This is a genomic window from Streptomyces sp. NBC_00259 (assembly GCF_036181745.1).
In the GTDB taxonomy this organism is placed as follows: Bacteria; Actinomycetota; Actinomycetes; order Streptomycetales; family Streptomycetaceae; genus Streptomyces; species Streptomyces pratisoli.
This window is the reverse complement of sequence record NZ_CP108080.1, coordinates 24,826-39,063: the sequence shown is the minus strand read 5'-3', so window position 1 is coordinate 39,063 and position 14,238 is coordinate 24,826. Positions and strand designations below refer to the sequence as shown.

The window sequence follows — 14,238 nt, the reverse complement described above, 5'->3', positions numbered from 1 at the left end:
CCGCTGCAGACTACACGCCTCGCAGTTGCTTCTGTCGACGGTGGCAAGGCCGACAGTGATGTGCCGTAAGCAACACGGGTTGCCACTGTGAAACTGTCGGATCTGCTGAAGCTGTCACGGGTGGGGCTGCCGCGGGTTGACCCGTAGCAGCAGATCGGGAAGGTGCAGGCAGCCACCAAGGATGGATGGGCGGCTGCTGTGAAGGGCTTCTGTGGGGTAGAGCGGTAGCGGCATTGAGTTGGCCCTCCCGCATTGTCGGACCCGTCCGATCGTGACTCGCACTTCATGCCGAGATGTCCAGCGCTATTGTTTGATGCGCCGCCTGAAGAGGAAAATAGCGGCAGCGCTGAACGCCGCGATAATTATGAGTATTACTGACAAGGTAATCGCGCTCGTTTCGATACTGGTGGCATCGCTTACACGGCCGGCGATCAGTGAAAGCGTCGCTGCCGGAACGTATGCGCCCACGCTGAGGGCGGAGTTCGCCTCCGCCAGTCGAGTAGACGGGATGATCAGGTTCAACAAGGTGAACCCGGCAAGTTGTCCGGCCCCCTGGCCAGCGCCGATAAATGTAGCGGCCACGAAAATCATTACAGATGACGAAATAGTGACAGCTGAAAAGAGCATGACCATTCCCATGGCGGTGCTGGCTACTCCGATCGCGAGGAGCCTCCCCGGGCTGAATCGCTGCGCCGCGAACTGGACGCCCGTAGCCGATGCGAAGGTGAGGAAGACCAGAATGCCAGCTATTGCCGTACTGACGTTACCGGTGATCTCGTATAGCAGAGAAGGGCCCAGGGAGAGGAAGAAGGACGTCCCTGAAAGCCCGGGGGCGAAAACGGCAATTGCCAGTATCAGGTGCACGAAGGCTTTTCGGGGAACGCCCGGTACGCGCACCAGTGGACCAGCCTGGCGGCGGGAGTGGAGGGGCATTTTGCCCACCAGGGCGAAAGAGACGAGAATCAAAGCCAGTACGACACTGAAAACAGGAATGATCGGGGCGGCCATCACTTCCGCGACAATTCCGGAAAATAGCGGTCCAACTCCCGAGCCGAATACCATGGCTGAGGAGGAAAGCAAAGCGGCAAGCTTCTTACGGTGCGGACCGGCGATGTCTGCCACGGCAGCCATGCCGCACGACACGATGGCTCCCACGGATATTCCGGTGAGCAAGCGGGCCATTATGAGGGCGGTTACGGATGATGCAGAAAGGAATATTGCACAACTGATGAGAGATAGCGCAAGGGCCGGTAGCAAAACGGGCTTGCGACCTATTCGGTCGGAAAGTGGACCAGAAACGAGCAAGGAAGCGAGAAGGCCAACTATATATACGGCGAAGATCCAGGTCAGCGTGCTCTGAGAGAAACCTATGTCGCGCTGCCATGAAACATACAGAGGTGTCGCCGAGTTGGAGAGGATGAACATCGTAGCCACTGGCCACGATGCAAGCCATACCCAATGTGTAGGAGTCTGGGGCCGGGGCATGCCGATGCCAGTCGATCCATCGAGCAGCACTGTGTCGCGGCGGGGTCTCATGACCTTCGATTTGACTGACATTTTCGGCTCCTTGTGCCGCCGCTTCCTCCTGTCCGTCCGATGCGGCCACGGGGCAAGGATTTCACGGTAGAAGAATGAGGAGTGTGGTGTGTCGCGCATGCTGGAGGGCGACACGCCCTTCAGAGGAGTTGTCTGGGCCCGGCGGGCCACCTTGTCGCTTGTCTGTAATGTGCGAGAGATGGTCACCAACAACAGCAACCTGGCGTCAGGTTGGGTTTGTGGTGGGTGTGGGTGTGGGGGTGGTGGGGGCTTGGGGGGCGGTCCAGCTGCTGAGGAGTTGGAGTGCTTCGGTGGTGGTGGTTTCGGGTTGGGGGTTGTAGACGCAGAGGGTCTGGTCGGTGTCGCCGGGTGCTTGGAGGCATTCGTAGGCGAAGTGGAGGTCGCCGACTACGGGGTGGTGGTAGTGCTTGGTGCCGTGGGTGCGGCGCAGGACGCGGTGGTCGTTCCACCAGGTGCTGAATTCGGGGGAGCGCAGGGTGAGTTCGCCGACGAGGTCGGAGAGCCTTCGGTCGTGTGGGTGGCGGCCGGCTTCGAGGCGGAGCATGGCGACGGTTTCGGCGGCGATCTGTTCCCAGTCTCCGACGCGGTCTCGTGCGTCGGGGTCCAGGAGGTAGAAGCGGGCGAGGTTGCGTTGGGTGGCGGGGAGGGCGTCGAAGTCGGTGAGGACTTCGCAGGCCAGACGGTTGGCGGCGAGGATGTCGGTGCGTCGGCCGATGATGAAGGCGGGGACGTGTTCCAGGGTTTGGAGCAGGAGGTACAGGCCTGGGCGAACGCGTTGTGGGCCGGTCGGGGTGCGGCGGGTGGGTGTGGGGCGTGCGAGCAGGTCGGCGAAGTGTTCGCGTTCGGCGGCGTCGAGTCGCAGGGCGCGTGCAAGCGCTTCGACGACCTCGGGGGAGGGGGTTCCGGCGCGGCCCTGTTCGAGGCGGGTGTAGTACTCGGTGCTCATCCCGGCCAGGCGGGCGACTTCGTCGCGGCGTAGTCCGGGCACCCGGCGGGTGCGGCCGTCGTTCCCGAGCCCTGCCTGGTCGGGTGAGATCCGGGCACGGCGGGAACGCAGGAAGTCGGCGATCTCGCTACTACGGTCCATGCGTCCAGTGTGAAGCAGCGCCGGATGCTGTGACGGGCGCTGGGTGGTACTGCCAGTACCTGCCTTCCCAGAACCTGCCAGCAGCTCGTACCCGTTCATTTGGAACCGGTGCCGGTGCAGCTGCGGACCACGAAGTCCTGCTGCGGCTGTCACCGACGGCTAGATGATTAGCACTGTGTTGGCGTCCATCGAGTGCGACTGCGTCACGGATGGCCGAGCGACCAATTGAGGACATCTTCACCGCCCTGGACGAACAGACCGTTGTCGTCCCGGGAGGCAGCCGCTCAGTGTGTGGGCACCGGGCAGATCACTCCGGCTCGCCGCCCGGTGCGGGCATGACGCCGAGCTGCATCAAGAGCGCCGCTACGTTCCAGTAGTCCCGGTTCTCCGAAATCATGCCGTTGCGCCTTTCCCCGATGGTTAGCCCTGGGACAGTGAACTCTTGGCCTGTTCCGGGAAGTCCCATGGCCGGATTCGCCCTGTCGTTCGTTCCGGAGAAGTCCCACTCGAACGCGTAGGAGTCACCGGAGATGATGAACTTCTTGACGGTGAATCGATAATCGCTGGAAAGGCCGGCATCCATACCCGACAACAGCTGTTCCACGGCCCCCCTGCCGGTGTAAGACCCTCCGAAAGCCGTGTCGACCACTACGACGTCCTCGCTCATCATCGCGACGACGTCGGCCGGGGCGTGCTTGTTGACTGCGTCGACGTATTCCTCAAGCCACGTCGGCAGCTCAATCTTTGCCATTACTTACCTCCAGTTGATAGTTGATTCACCGAGCCAGAAGACGCTTGTTCCACGTCTTCGGTCAGCGCCGGATGGATGTGGAGCATCCTCATGGGCCAGCGGCTTCAGCGTCCGACCCAGCACCATCGCCCGTTCCGTCGTCGCCGACACAGCACGCATACGGGCACGCGATGGAGGTCGAGTCCCCCGCTTGACCACGGCGTCGGGGGGGCGTTCCACCGACCGTTCCACGGTGGGCCCGCGGCTTCCGACACCGCAATGCCCATATGCCCCTCCGCGATGTCGGACTGGCATGGGCAGGGAGGCATACCTATCATGGATCTCGACATCCGGCGGCTGCGCTACCCCGTCGCCGTGGCCGAAGAGGCCAGCTTCGTCCGAGCTGCGGCGCGCCTCTACATGACGCAGACAGCCCTGAGCCGTCAGATCGCCGAGCATGGCAGGATACGAAACCAACAGGGCGCCCCTTCTGTCCCTGGTGTCGCGCTGCCGCTGACCTTCAGGGTCTCCTGGCTGACCAAGGTGAAGTTTTGCTCGACGTCGGCAGTAGATGGCGGGGGCGGTCCTCCTGCTGATCGCCTTCGGGCCGTCGTCGTTCGAGGAGCCAGTGCGGGTGTAAGCGTGGCCGGGTGGACTCGCTGATCCCGAACCCGGCAGCGATCTTCGCCAGGGTGGTGTGTTCGCGCGGTCAGCGAAGACGCGGAAGTCTGTGCACCTCTCAGAGATAGAAGGTTTTGGTCAGAGATTGGGCAGCGGACCACAAGCGCTCTCCGACGGACGCATCGACGGCCTCGGCGCTTGGCTTGACCTCGGCGACATTCCCACGCGCCTCCCGGAAGCCCGACGGGCCGAAGAACTGTCCGCTGCGCACGCTTGGGTTCGTAGCGGCAAAAAGCTGAGGCAGCGCTCCCTTCTCGGGCGACTGAGTGATGAGAAGAAAGCCCTGTGCGACCAGGTGTCCCAACTTCCCACGGCCTTCCCACGCGCGGGGAGTCAAGTTGGTGTTCGACAGACCTGGATGGGCAATGACGCTGGCGACAGGCGAGTCGGCAGCGCGTAGTCGCCTGTCGAGTTCGAGGCCGAAGACGGTGGTCGCGAGCTTCGAGCGGCGGTAAGCGCGGCTGGCGTCGTAGTCCTGGTGCGACATCAGGTCCTCGAAGTCCAGATGCACGTCTTTGTGGGTGACCGAGCTCAAGCTGACCACCCGGGGCGCATCAGCGCGGCTCAGTGCGTCCAGCAGCAAGCCGGTGAGCGCAAAATGCCCGAGCATGTTGGTGCCAATATGTAGTTCAAAGCCGTCTGCCGTGGTCAGCGGCGGACCAAGCCTTACGACACCGGCGTTGTTGATCAGTAGATCGATGGCTGGGAACTGTTTGGTCAGCGTCTTGGCACATGCGCCGACCGAGGAGAGAGACGCCAGGTCCAGCTTGCGCACCTGGACCTTGGCTTCCGGGACTGCCTTGCGGATCGTTGTGACGGCGCGTTGGCCTGCATCGGTGTCGCGTACGGCAAGTACGACTTGTGCACCGTGCCGGGCGAGTTCCCTCGCAGTGATCAGACCGAGCCCTGAGTTCGCACCCGTCACCACAGCGACCTTGCCGTCCTGGCCAGGGATTTGTTCGGCGCTCCATGCAGCCAAGGTGATACTCCTCGAAGATTGCGAGTACGTTCGGCAGCGACACTAGGCGGCAGCAGGGTCGTTTCCGTCGTATCAGGGCGCCTGGGAATCTCGGACCTACCTTTGGCGGCCGGCCCGCAACCATACTGGCGGCATGACCACACAAGACCCCTCAGCACGAGAGTTGGGTGAGTTCCTCCGTGCCCGGCGCAACCGGGTGCGTCCTCAGGATGTTGGCCTGGAGCCAGGCGGCCGGCGCAAAGTGGCTGGCCTGCGTCGCGAGGAGATCGCGCTGCTGGCGGGAATCAGCACGGACTACTACCAACGCATGGAGCAGGGACGTCAAGTACGGCCGTCCGATGATGTACTCGATGCTGTGGCCGCGGCGCTCGATCTCGATGAGAATGAGCACCAGCACCTCTTCAATCTTGCGCGGGCGGCACGGCGCCACGCCTCGGCTCGCGCTCGGCGAAGCCCGGAACGCGTGCCGGATAGCACACGGCATCTGCTGCACGCTATGTGCACCCCAGCGCTGGTACTGAGTCAGCATCTGGATGTCCTGGCGTGGAACACGCTCGCTGAAGCACTCTTCGGCGACCCGGCAACACTTGCGCCTGCCGAGCGGAATATGCTCACGCTGATCTTCCGCGATCCTGAGGCCCGTCAGCGCTGCCCGAACTGGGAGACCTCTGCACTCCAGTACGTCGGGATTCTGCGGGCAGCTGTAGCAAGAGACCCTGAGCACCCGCGCGCCGCGGCCATCATCGGTGAGCAGAGCATCCACAGCGCCGACTTCCGGCGCATGTGGGCCCGTCACGATGTCAGGTCATCTGTTCACGGAAGCAAGCAGTTCCGTCATCCTGAGGTCGGCGAGATCACGTTGGCCTGGGACAACTATCCATTGCCTGGCGACCCGGGCCCCTTTCTTCTTGTTTATACTGCTCAGCCCGACACCGCAGACTTCGAGCGCCTACAACTTCTCGCGTCCTTGCACGCGACGCGTGAGCGGAACCGCGATTCTGTGCTCCAAGCTGACCCGGCAGAACAGCAACGACCCGCAAGCGGGACTGCCGTCTCTTAGCAGCTGACTGGCGCCTGGCCTTGTACGGTGACGCCGCAACTCGTGAACCTCTAAGCAACGCCCGACTGCGTCGCGTCGGCGATTGGAGACGGTAGGGCAGAGCCCGGTAGACGTCGTGGTGGGGCCCTACGACGCGCTGAGCAGGGGCGAAGTGCTGGGTGTCCCGGCAGGCTTGCCCCCGAGGTGATCACCGACGAGCCCAGCCAGCTTCCCTAAGGCGGCGTAAGGACCGTGAGGCGTTCGTTCGGTCGATCCTGGGCGTGATGATGGGCTACGCCGACGTTGCCATCACCGATGCCTCTGTGCTCGAGGGCCGGGGTCGTCGGAAGGCTCGCCGCAACGCTCACTGTCCACGCCACCGGTGAGGAGTTCCCACTGATCATGGTCGAGAGCCACCAGGTCCAAGGCGCGTGGTAGGCACGAATGATGTCTTCCAAGAACCCTCACGAACTCGCCGCGTTTCCGGTCGTTGGCCGACTGGGCAGGCAGTAACTGCTCGCTCTCCGAGAGTAACTATTGAGGTTGAACTCGTGGTGTCGCAGGGGCTGACGGCTCGTCGTCCCTGCGGCATCGCCGGGGCATGCGATATCCACAAGGGGGCGGGCTGACGGTCGAACGGCAGCAGTTCCCGCGAGGAGTTACGGCTGAAGGCGGCCGAGAGGTTCGCCTGGGGCGAGGCGAGCTCGGTGATCGCCAAGGACCTGCGGGTCAGCGTCCGCTCCGTGCAGCGATGGCGGCAGATGTGGGACGAGGGCGGCCCGCGGGCTTTGCGGTCACAGGGGCCGGCGTCGCTGCCGAGGCTGAGCGGGAAGCAGTTCGCCCAGCTGGAGGCGGAGCTGGCCAAGGGGCCTGCCGCGCACGGCTGGGAGGACCAGTGATGGACGCTCGCGCGGATCAAGACGGTGATCGGCCGGCGCTTCCATCTGACGTACACCATCCAGGGCGTGCGGAAACTGCTGGTACGCAACGGCTGGTCCTGTCAGGTCCCGGCCCGACGCGCCATGGAGCGGGACGACGAGGCGGTGGCCGGGTGGGTGAAGGAGGTGTGGCCCTGCGCGGAAGGCTCGCGGCGGCTCGTGGAGCCTGGCTCGTCTTCGAGGACGAAGCCGGATTCTCCATGACGCCGCCGCAGGCGAAGACCTGGTCACAGCGTGGCCGGACCCCGGTGGTGCGGGTGCGGGGCCGTTCCCGCAGACGGATATCCATCGCCGCGCTGACCTGCTACAAGCCTGGCCACCGGTCCCGGCTGATCTACCGGCCTCGCCGGGACGACGGCCGCCGCGACGGACGCAAGAGCTTCTCCTGGCGCGACTACCGGGACCTGCTGATCGCCGCCCACCAGCAGCTCGGCGGCCCGATCGTGCTCGTCTGGGACAACTGTGAGACTCATGGGCGCCGTCCGGGGCCAGGGTCTGACCCGTGGGACAACTGGCCCAGTCTGCCCTGTTCAGGATCTGTCGGCCTATGGTCCCGGGCGGTGCTTGCTGCCGCCGGACCGGCGGGCGTGTCCCGATAGGGGCCTTGCCGCACAAGGCACCGTCACAGTTCTGACCGCCCACCGGCCCGACGTCGGCCACAGCCCCGTGCCGATCGAGGAGCCGCGTGACCATCACCACCATGTCCCAGCCGACTCTGCCCGCACAGCCGAAGGAACCGCTGGCCGAGGACGTGATCCTGGGGTGGACACCCACAAGGACGTGCATGTCGCCGCCGTGGTCACCGTGCTCGGGGCGCTCCTGGCCCACCAGCAGTTCCCGACCACCGCCGTCGGATACCGCCAACTCCTGGCCTGGGCACGCTCTTTCGGTGCCCTGCGCCGAGCCGGTGTGGAGTGCACCGGATCCTACGGAGCGGCCCCGGCACGTTTCCTGAGCCGGGAGAACGTCCAGGTCGTCGAGGTCAATCAGCCCGACCGCGCCCTGCGCCGCAAGCGCGGCAAGACCGACTGGCTTCGTTGATGTCTAGCGGCTCTGGTCCACTTCTTGTGACGAGTGACGCTGCGTTATGGCTCGACATCGAAGAGAGCGATGGCAGGCGGCGCCGGGTCAAGCACTGCGCGCAGGCGGTTGAGCATCGTGCGCCATTGCTTCCACTCCTCGGGGTGAACCCAGTTTGAGGCTGGCCCAGCCTCGTCGCTTGCGATGCGGGCGAGGGCTTCGTCAGCGAGGGCCCGAAGGTCAGTGGCAAACATGGGCATGGGTGTTTCAGGGCCATAGGGGGTGTCGACAGGTTCACCTCCAGGGCATTGCGCTGCGATCAGTGCGGCGGCAGCTACCGCCTCTTCCGCTTCCGCGAGGAAGCCAGTTGCGTCGATGGTGCGGATGAGGACGCCTCGGACCAAGGCCTCACGCTTTTCCGGCTCGGCATCGTCCAGCATGTTGGCGAAATCTGCAGCTGTGTCGTTGTCGAAGGGGCCGGTGTCCCAGGTGCCCATGCTGATTTCCTTTCGTCGTTTCGCCGGGATCCTCGCATCAAGCACCGACAACGCGATCACGGAGCGAGGAGGACTCGCTTGCGTAGGAGGCTGAATCCGGCGCGGCCGAACATCTGGCGCTTGAGCATCTTGATCCGGTTGACATGGCCTTCGACGACGCCTGAGTTCCACGGGAGTGAGAGGCCGGCGATGACGGCGTCGAGGTCACGTTCGAGGTGCTGGGCGAAGTGACGAAGGCTGGGCAGATCGGTGGTGGCGGTGGCCGCTTCGATCCATTTCGGCAGCTGGTCGCCCTGCAGGTTGGTGAGCATGTGGCCGAAGGAGCACACGTGTTGGGCGAGTGCTGTCAGTTCGGGGCAGTTGGTGAGGACGGCTTTGAGCTGGAGCCGGTCGCCTTCGGGTAGGGCGTCGGGGTGGGTGAGGATCCAGCGAGTGACGGCGCGAGCCGATGGCGGCCGGGGGCCGACCGGTTGGGGCTTGCCGCGAAGACTTCTGCTGACGTAATCGCGGACGCTGCCGTAACCGCGGGGATAGCCTTGTTCCTTGATCTCCTCCCACAGTTTCCAGGCGTTGGTGCAGCCTTCCTGCCAGCGCTGATCGAGGTAGGGCTTGTAGGCGTCGAGCTTGGTCGCACGGCTCTGCCACTGGCCAGTGAACATCTCCTCCGGGGTCGTGGCGCGGGAGAAGCGCAGGATGGTGTTTAGGGTCATGCCGAGTTGCCGGGCGACGGATCGCTTGCTGTGCCCGGCCGCCAGGAGGGCGTGGATGGTGGCGTGCTTTACGCGGGTGCGTTCGGCGAACCGGTGCCCTGTCGGCCAGGGCGACAACGTGGCCGGCTCCTCCTCCTGCGGTTCATCCGGAGCCGGAACAGGACGTAAGCAGCCGCGGTGCCGGTAGACGCACTTCTCGGCGGCTTCACCCAGGTTGTGCCAGAGATGCCACCGATCGGCGACCTGGATGGCCTGCGGGGCACCGCGGGTGGCACCGTCGGCGAAGAAGGGGGCTCGGTCGCGGCAGACGATCTCGATGCCGGGCCGCTCGGCGAGCCAGGCCGCGAGCGTGTCCGCCTCCCGGTCAGGCAGGAGGTCGATGGGACGACGTGTTTCGACGTCGACGAGCACAGTTCCGTAGATACGGCCCTTGCGCTGCGCGTATTCGTCCACGCCGACCACACGGGGTGCGGCAGCGACGGGGTCCGGAAGCGAGGCGATCAGCCTCAGTAGGGTGTTCCTGCTGACCGGGACCTTGAAGGCGTCCGTCATTCGGGCGCCGGCTCGGCCTGCGAGCGCGAGTCCGACCGACACCAGCGCCGATCGCAGCCGCTCGGTCCTTCGCCCGAACCTGCGGGTGAGCCCTGGTACTTGCTCGGCGAAGGTCTTGCGCGGGCAGGAATCCTCCCCACAGACGAATCGCCGCACCCGTAACGACACCACGACGAACTTGCCCGCCGTCGGCAGGTCGCGAGGAAACCGCAGGTAGGAGCCGTGTATTCGAACCGACCAATATCCGCACCCCGGGCAGGCGGCCCGCTCGGCGGTCGTCCGGGCCTCGACCCGGACGACCGTGTCGGTCACCTCGACCGACTCCACGGACACGCCTTCGACTGAGGAAAACAACAGCTCATCCAGCTGCGGCAGCACTTCGTTCACGGCGAAGGACTGTCGACCACACCGCATTCCAGCCGGGCGATTTTCGGGCGAACTCAACCGGCATCACACGAAGATCAACAGTCACCCTGCGTACGCAACCACAGAAAGTGGCCCAGAGCCGCTACTCTGCTCGATAAAGCCAACCGACGCCGTCGATGCGGAGGCCGCCGCCCGCGCGGTCCTGTCCGGACGGGCTGACGTCACGCCCAAGACCGGCGAGGGCCCGGCGGCCGACATGCGCGTGCTGCGACTGGCGAAGGAGTCGGCCGTCAAGGCCCGCACGCAGGCGAAGAACCAGCTCAAGGCCGTGCTGCTCGGTGTCGATCCCGCGCTGCGCGAGGCACTGTCCAAGCTCAGCAACACGGCCCTGATCGCCAGGTGCGCCGATCTACCAGACGCAGGCGACGCGGCCGTCTTCACGCTCCGGCTCCTGGCCCGGCGCATCCAGCAGCTGACCGCCGAGGTGAAGGAACTCGCCCGCCGGGTCACCAAAGCCGTCGGTCGCTGCCACCCGCAGCTCCTGGACATCATCGGCGTCGGGCCCGACAGTGCCGCTGCCCTGCTGATCGCCGCCGGCGACAACCCGGAACGACTGGCCAGCGAGGCATCGTTCGCAGCTCTGTGCGGCGTCAGCCCTGTCGAGCAGTCTTCCTGGAAAGACCCAGCGTCGCAGGCTGAACCGCGGGGGCAACCGGCAGGCCAACGCCGCCCTCTACCGCATCGTCGTAACACGCATCCGCCGTGATGCCCGCACCCGTCTCTACCTCGAACGACGCACGAAACAGGGCATGTCGAAACGCGAGATCATCCGCTGCCTCAAACGCTACGTCGCTCGCGAGATCTACCGTCAGATCCAGCCGCCGCTGCCCTTGCTGCCTCGTCTTCTGCCGCTTGACGCAACATAGGGGCATCCTCAACGTCCACAAGGCCGCCGGCCTGCGGAAGTTCGCCGAAGACCGGGACTGGCTGACCATCTACTACCTGGCGCCCTACGCACCCGACCTCAACCCCGTCGAAGGGATCTGGTCACTGCTGCGGCGCGGCTGGCTCTCCAACGTCGCCTTCAGTACCCCCGAACACCTCGTCCAGCGCATCCGACGCGGCTTACGGCACATCCAGTACCGCAGCCACCTCATAGACGGCTGCCTCGCCGAGACCGGTCTGACCATCCGACCCACCTGAGCCACCATGCGACATCACGAGTTCAATCTCAGTATCTACTCTCCCAGCTCTCGACACAGGCGTCCGGAGGCTTCGGGGTGCCCCTGGCTTTGAGTCGGGCAGCAGATCTGAGGCCGAACGGCAAGGGGCCTACCAGGTACTGGCAGGGCCAGGTCTTTGATCACTTGGGACTCCGCCAAGTGATCTACTGATGTTGCGCGCTTACGACGAGCTCGAGACGTCCTCGGACGTGGTGCGGCACTGGAGGAAATGAGACGCCCGTCTCCCGGATCATCCCCCGGACCGGGAGACGGGTCATTCCATGCCTAGCGGCGCCTTCATACGCGCAATATCAAGGAGGCATCGGCGAGATGCGAACTTTCGCGGCGGGCTGATGTCCGAGTCCCACCTCGTGGGGGACGGCCGCGGCCTGCCGCTGGCCATCAAGCAGTCCCCGGGCCACGGGTTACCTTACCGGCCTCCACCTCGACTCACTCAGGGGCGTTTCCCCCCTCGTCTTGGCCGCCCACGCCTTCTGCACCTTGCAACGACTGGCACACGACCCAAAAGACACAGCGCAGGCTTGAGCCTCTACCAAATCGTCCGGCACTGCAGACTCTCCTTGTCCTCGGCCACCTGCCACCGCGACATACCCATCCTCATACGAGCCTGACCAGGCCCAACAAGGTTGATGAGATCAAGTCCCATCACGGTGAAATGAGTCTGCCATGCCGCAGAATTATGCCCTTTGGCTGCCCAAACGAGGTGCTGCCTTCGAGGTCGGCCCGGCGCCCTACACCCCGCCCGGCCCAGGCCAGGTCGTGGTGCGGGTCCGCGCGGTCGCGGTCAACCCGGTCGACGGCATCCCCGGTCTCGCCTACCGCGTGATCCTGCCCTGGCTGACCTTCCCGGCCGTCATCGGCAGCGACGTGGCCGGCGAGGTCGTCGAAGTCGGGCCAGGGGAGACCCGCCTGCGTCCGGGGGACCGCGTGCTCGGCATGGCGACCGGCCTGGAGTGCAACCGCAACCTGGCCGCCGAGGGTGCCTTCCAGCACTACGCGGTCCTGATGAACACGATGGTCTCGCCGATCCCCGACGACCTGGAGTTCGAGCAGGCCGCGGTGCTGCCGCTGACCCTGTCGACCGCGGCCACCGGCCTCTGCCAGCGGGACCACCTGGGGCTTCCGCTGCCCACGATCAGCCCATCCGACCGCGCCGAGACCGTGCTGGTCTGGGGCGGCTCGACCAGCGTCGGCAGCAACGCCATCCAGCTAGCCCGCGGCGCCGGGTTCCGGGTCGTCACCACCTGCTCGCCGCACAACTTCGACTACGTACGCTCGCTGGGCGCGGCCGAGGCGGTCGACTACCACGGCAGCGACGCGGCTGCGCGGGTGATGAAAGCCGTCGGCGACAGTCCACTTGCCGGTACGCTGGCGATAGGCAACGGCTCAGTCCCGAAGTCGCTGGCTGTCGCGGCACGAGCGACAGGCGCGAAGCGCATTGCGTCCGCCCAGCCCGCTCTGATGACCCGCCTTCAGATGCTTACCCGTCGACGCCACGGCGTGCACGTGAGCGCGATCTGGGGCGGCACGCTCAAGGACAACGAGGTCGGGCCGGGCATCTACGTGGACTATCTGCCGGCTGCCCTCAAAGCGAAGGTGTTCCGTGCCGCACCGGAGGCGGTTGTGGTGGGTGAGGGCCTCGATCACATCCCGGTCGCTCTCGACCGACTCAAGAAGGGCGTCTCCGCCCAGAAGCTCGTGGTCAAGGTCTAGCTGCGGCTGTGTTGCTAGTGTCCTGCGCCGGAGATCCATCGGCAGAAGCGGGCGAGTGAGTCGGGGATCTCTTCTGCGGTCTTGGTCCAGATGAACGGTTTGGGGTCTTTGTTTCAGTCCCTGACCCGTGCCCGGACGTCGGCTTCCAGGGCGTGGATGTTCTTGTGTGCGCCGCGACGGATCATCTGGTGGGCGAGGTAGCCGAACCACCGCTCGACCTGTTGATCCACGAGGAGCCGGTCGGGGTGGAGTGCAGCTCGAACCGCGGGTGTTTGACCAGCCAAGCCTTGATCCTTCTCCGCGAACAGCGGTCGGTCGACAGCTTGAAGGTGTCCGCCAGATGCGGCTTGAGCTGGAACTGCCGCCAGATCCGGCCCACGGTCGACGTCGACAAGCCACTGTGCTGCGCCATCGATGACCGCGACCAGTGGGTGGCGTTTCTCGGTAACTGTTCCAGCGTGGTGACCATGACTGCTTCCACCTGATCGACGCTGATGTTGGGTGGCCGGCCCGGCCGGGGCTCATCGGCCAGCCCGTCCAGCCGCTCGGCGAGGAAACGCCGCCGCCACTTGCGGACCGTGTCCGCGGTCGCCCGCAGCTCCTGGGTGACCGCCACGATCGCCGACGCCTCCGGCCCCGCGCACGCCAGCACAATCCGCGCACGCAGGGCCAGCGCCTGGGTCGATGTCGCCCTACGCGTCCACCGCTCCAACACCGCCTGCTCATCAACAGAGAGCAGCAACGGCTCCAGCTTGCCCCGACGAGGAGCTGACGCACCAGCAATAGAAGTCACGCAACTACTAAGGATTAACTACTGGCGCAGGACATCAGTAGTGAATCGTCCGCGAGCGGAGCAATCGCTATCCGAGCGTGGCCGTCGAACAGCTCTTCATAGCCTGAGACCCGGTGCGAGTGCTATTGGCCGGCCTCGCTTGTTCCGTCGTTGCTCACCGCCTGGCTCGAGGTGCTTCGGGCAGGCAGGGCAACAGACAGTCGGTGATGTCGTTAGTGCAGCCCATTTCGAACAGTGTGTAGCACCTATAAGCACTGTTGGGGGCGCTGGGTGGTCCTGCTAGTACCTGCCACCTCGGTACCTGTCACCTTAGGGTCTGCTCGGGCCCTGAA

8 protein-coding genes and 7 pseudogenes are annotated in these 14,238 nt (G+C 65.1%); 7 read left to right on the top strand and 8 right to left on the bottom strand.

Translation table 11 applies throughout. The features are described from left to right. Nucleotides 1-303 precede the first annotated feature (303 nt). The 3 genes from OG766_RS00185 to OG766_RS00175 form a co-directional block, all read right to left on the bottom strand. Entirely contained in the window at nucleotides 304-1,425 is a 1,122-nt protein-coding gene (locus OG766_RS00185; protein ID WP_328724204.1) for an MFS transporter, read from the bottom strand. A 337-nt stretch (nucleotides 1,426-1,762) separates the two neighbouring features. Beyond that, a complete protein-coding gene (locus tag OG766_RS00180; RefSeq protein WP_328724203.1) occupies nucleotides 1,763-2,644 on the bottom strand; it encodes a helix-turn-helix transcriptional regulator in 882 nt (293 codons plus the stop codon). A gap of 307 nt (nucleotides 2,645-2,951) precedes the next feature. Continuing rightward, complete coding sequence (locus OG766_RS00175) at nucleotides 2,952-3,395, bottom strand: ester cyclase (RefSeq protein WP_328724202.1); 444 nt, start codon at nucleotides 3,393-3,395, stop codon at nucleotides 2,952-2,954. A 75-nt stretch (nucleotides 3,396-3,470) separates the two neighbouring features. Here OG766_RS00175 and OG766_RS36640 point away from each other — a divergent pair. Further along, nucleotides 3,471-3,818, top strand: a pseudogene (locus tag OG766_RS36640) (helix-turn-helix domain-containing protein); the annotation flags it as partial. A 183-nt stretch (nucleotides 3,819-4,001) separates the two neighbouring features. Here OG766_RS36640 and OG766_RS36635 read toward each other — a convergent pair. Both OG766_RS36635 and OG766_RS00165 read right to left on the bottom strand, forming a co-directional pair. Further along, nucleotides 4,002-4,080, bottom strand: a pseudogene (locus tag OG766_RS36635) (IS5/IS1182 family transposase); the annotation flags it as partial. A 33-nt stretch (nucleotides 4,081-4,113) separates the two neighbouring features. Beyond that, a complete protein-coding gene (locus OG766_RS00165; RefSeq protein WP_328724201.1) occupies nucleotides 4,114-5,034 on the bottom strand; it encodes an oxidoreductase in 921 nt (306 codons plus the stop codon). A 133-nt stretch (nucleotides 5,035-5,167) separates the two neighbouring features. Here OG766_RS00165 and OG766_RS00160 point away from each other — a divergent pair, with 133 nt between their 5' ends. From OG766_RS00160 to OG766_RS00140, 3 genes and pseudogenes are all read left to right on the top strand, one after another. After that, nucleotides 5,168-6,094, top strand: coding sequence for a helix-turn-helix transcriptional regulator (locus tag OG766_RS00160; protein WP_328724200.1), 927 nt, complete (start codon nucleotides 5,168-5,170; stop codon nucleotides 6,092-6,094). Nucleotides 6,095-6,674: 580 nt separating this feature from the next. After that, nucleotides 6,675-7,484: pseudogene (locus OG766_RS36630) on the top strand (winged helix-turn-helix domain-containing protein); the annotation flags it as partial. A 227-nt stretch (nucleotides 7,485-7,711) separates the two neighbouring features. Beyond that, nucleotides 7,712-8,040: pseudogene (locus OG766_RS00140) on the top strand (IS110 family transposase); the annotation flags it as partial. A 56-nt stretch (nucleotides 8,041-8,096) separates the two neighbouring features. Here OG766_RS00140 and OG766_RS00135 read toward each other — a convergent pair. Together OG766_RS00135 and OG766_RS00130 are read right to left on the bottom strand one after the other, a co-directional pair. Further along, nucleotides 8,097-8,528, bottom strand: a complete 432-nt coding sequence (locus OG766_RS00135; RefSeq protein WP_328724195.1) for a DUF4259 domain-containing protein — start codon at nucleotides 8,526-8,528, stop codon at nucleotides 8,097-8,099. A 56-nt stretch (nucleotides 8,529-8,584) separates the two neighbouring features. Continuing rightward, nucleotides 8,585-10,177, bottom strand: a complete 1,593-nt coding sequence (locus OG766_RS00130; protein ID WP_328724194.1) for an ISL3 family transposase — start codon at nucleotides 10,175-10,177, stop codon at nucleotides 8,585-8,587. A 142-nt stretch (nucleotides 10,178-10,319) separates the two neighbouring features. Here OG766_RS00130 and OG766_RS00125 point away from each other — a divergent pair. The 3 genes and pseudogenes from OG766_RS00125 to OG766_RS00115 form a co-directional block, all read left to right on the top strand. Further along, nucleotides 10,320-11,082 (top strand): annotated as a pseudogene (locus OG766_RS00125) (transposase); the annotation flags it as partial. Nucleotides 11,083-11,089: 7 nt separating this feature from the next. Further along, nucleotides 11,090-11,359 (top strand): annotated as a pseudogene (locus OG766_RS00120) (transposase); the annotation flags it as partial. A 707-nt stretch (nucleotides 11,360-12,066) separates the two neighbouring features. Next, on the top strand, nucleotides 12,067-13,113 hold the full coding sequence (locus tag OG766_RS00115; RefSeq protein ID WP_328724192.1) for a zinc-binding alcohol dehydrogenase family protein: 1,047 nt from the start codon (nucleotides 12,067-12,069) through the stop codon (nucleotides 13,111-13,113). A 14-nt stretch (nucleotides 13,114-13,127) separates the two neighbouring features. On the opposite strand, the pseudogene OG766_RS00110 reads toward OG766_RS00115, so the two are convergent. Further along, a pseudogene (locus tag OG766_RS00110) lies at nucleotides 13,128-13,864 on the bottom strand (helix-turn-helix domain-containing protein). Between the last annotated feature and the right edge of the window lie 374 nt (nucleotides 13,865-14,238).

What these genes read in the sequence shown, in the direction of transcription:
- OG766_RS00185 (WP_328724204.1), bottom strand. Translation starts at nt 1,425, where the DNA reads ATGTTCATCCTCTCCAACTCGGCGACACCTCTGTATGTTTCATGGCAG.
- OG766_RS00180 (WP_328724203.1), bottom strand. Translation starts at nt 2,644, where the DNA reads ATGGACCGTAGTAGCGAGATCGCCGACTTCCTGCGTTCCCGCCGTGCC.
- OG766_RS00175 (WP_328724202.1), bottom strand. Translation starts at nt 3,395, where the DNA reads ATGGCAAAGATTGAGCTGCCGACGTGGCTTGAGGAATACGTCGACGCA.
- OG766_RS00160 (WP_328724200.1), top strand. Translation starts at nt 5,168, where the DNA reads ATGACCACACAAGACCCCTCAGCACGAGAGTTGGGTGAGTTCCTCCGT.
- OG766_RS00135 (WP_328724195.1), bottom strand. Translation starts at nt 8,528, where the DNA reads ATGGGCACCTGGGACACCGGCCCCTTCGACAACGACACAGCTGCAGAT.
- OG766_RS00115 (WP_328724192.1), top strand. Translation starts at nt 12,067, where the DNA reads ATGCCGCAGAATTATGCCCTTTGGCTGCCCAAACGAGGTGCTGCCTTC.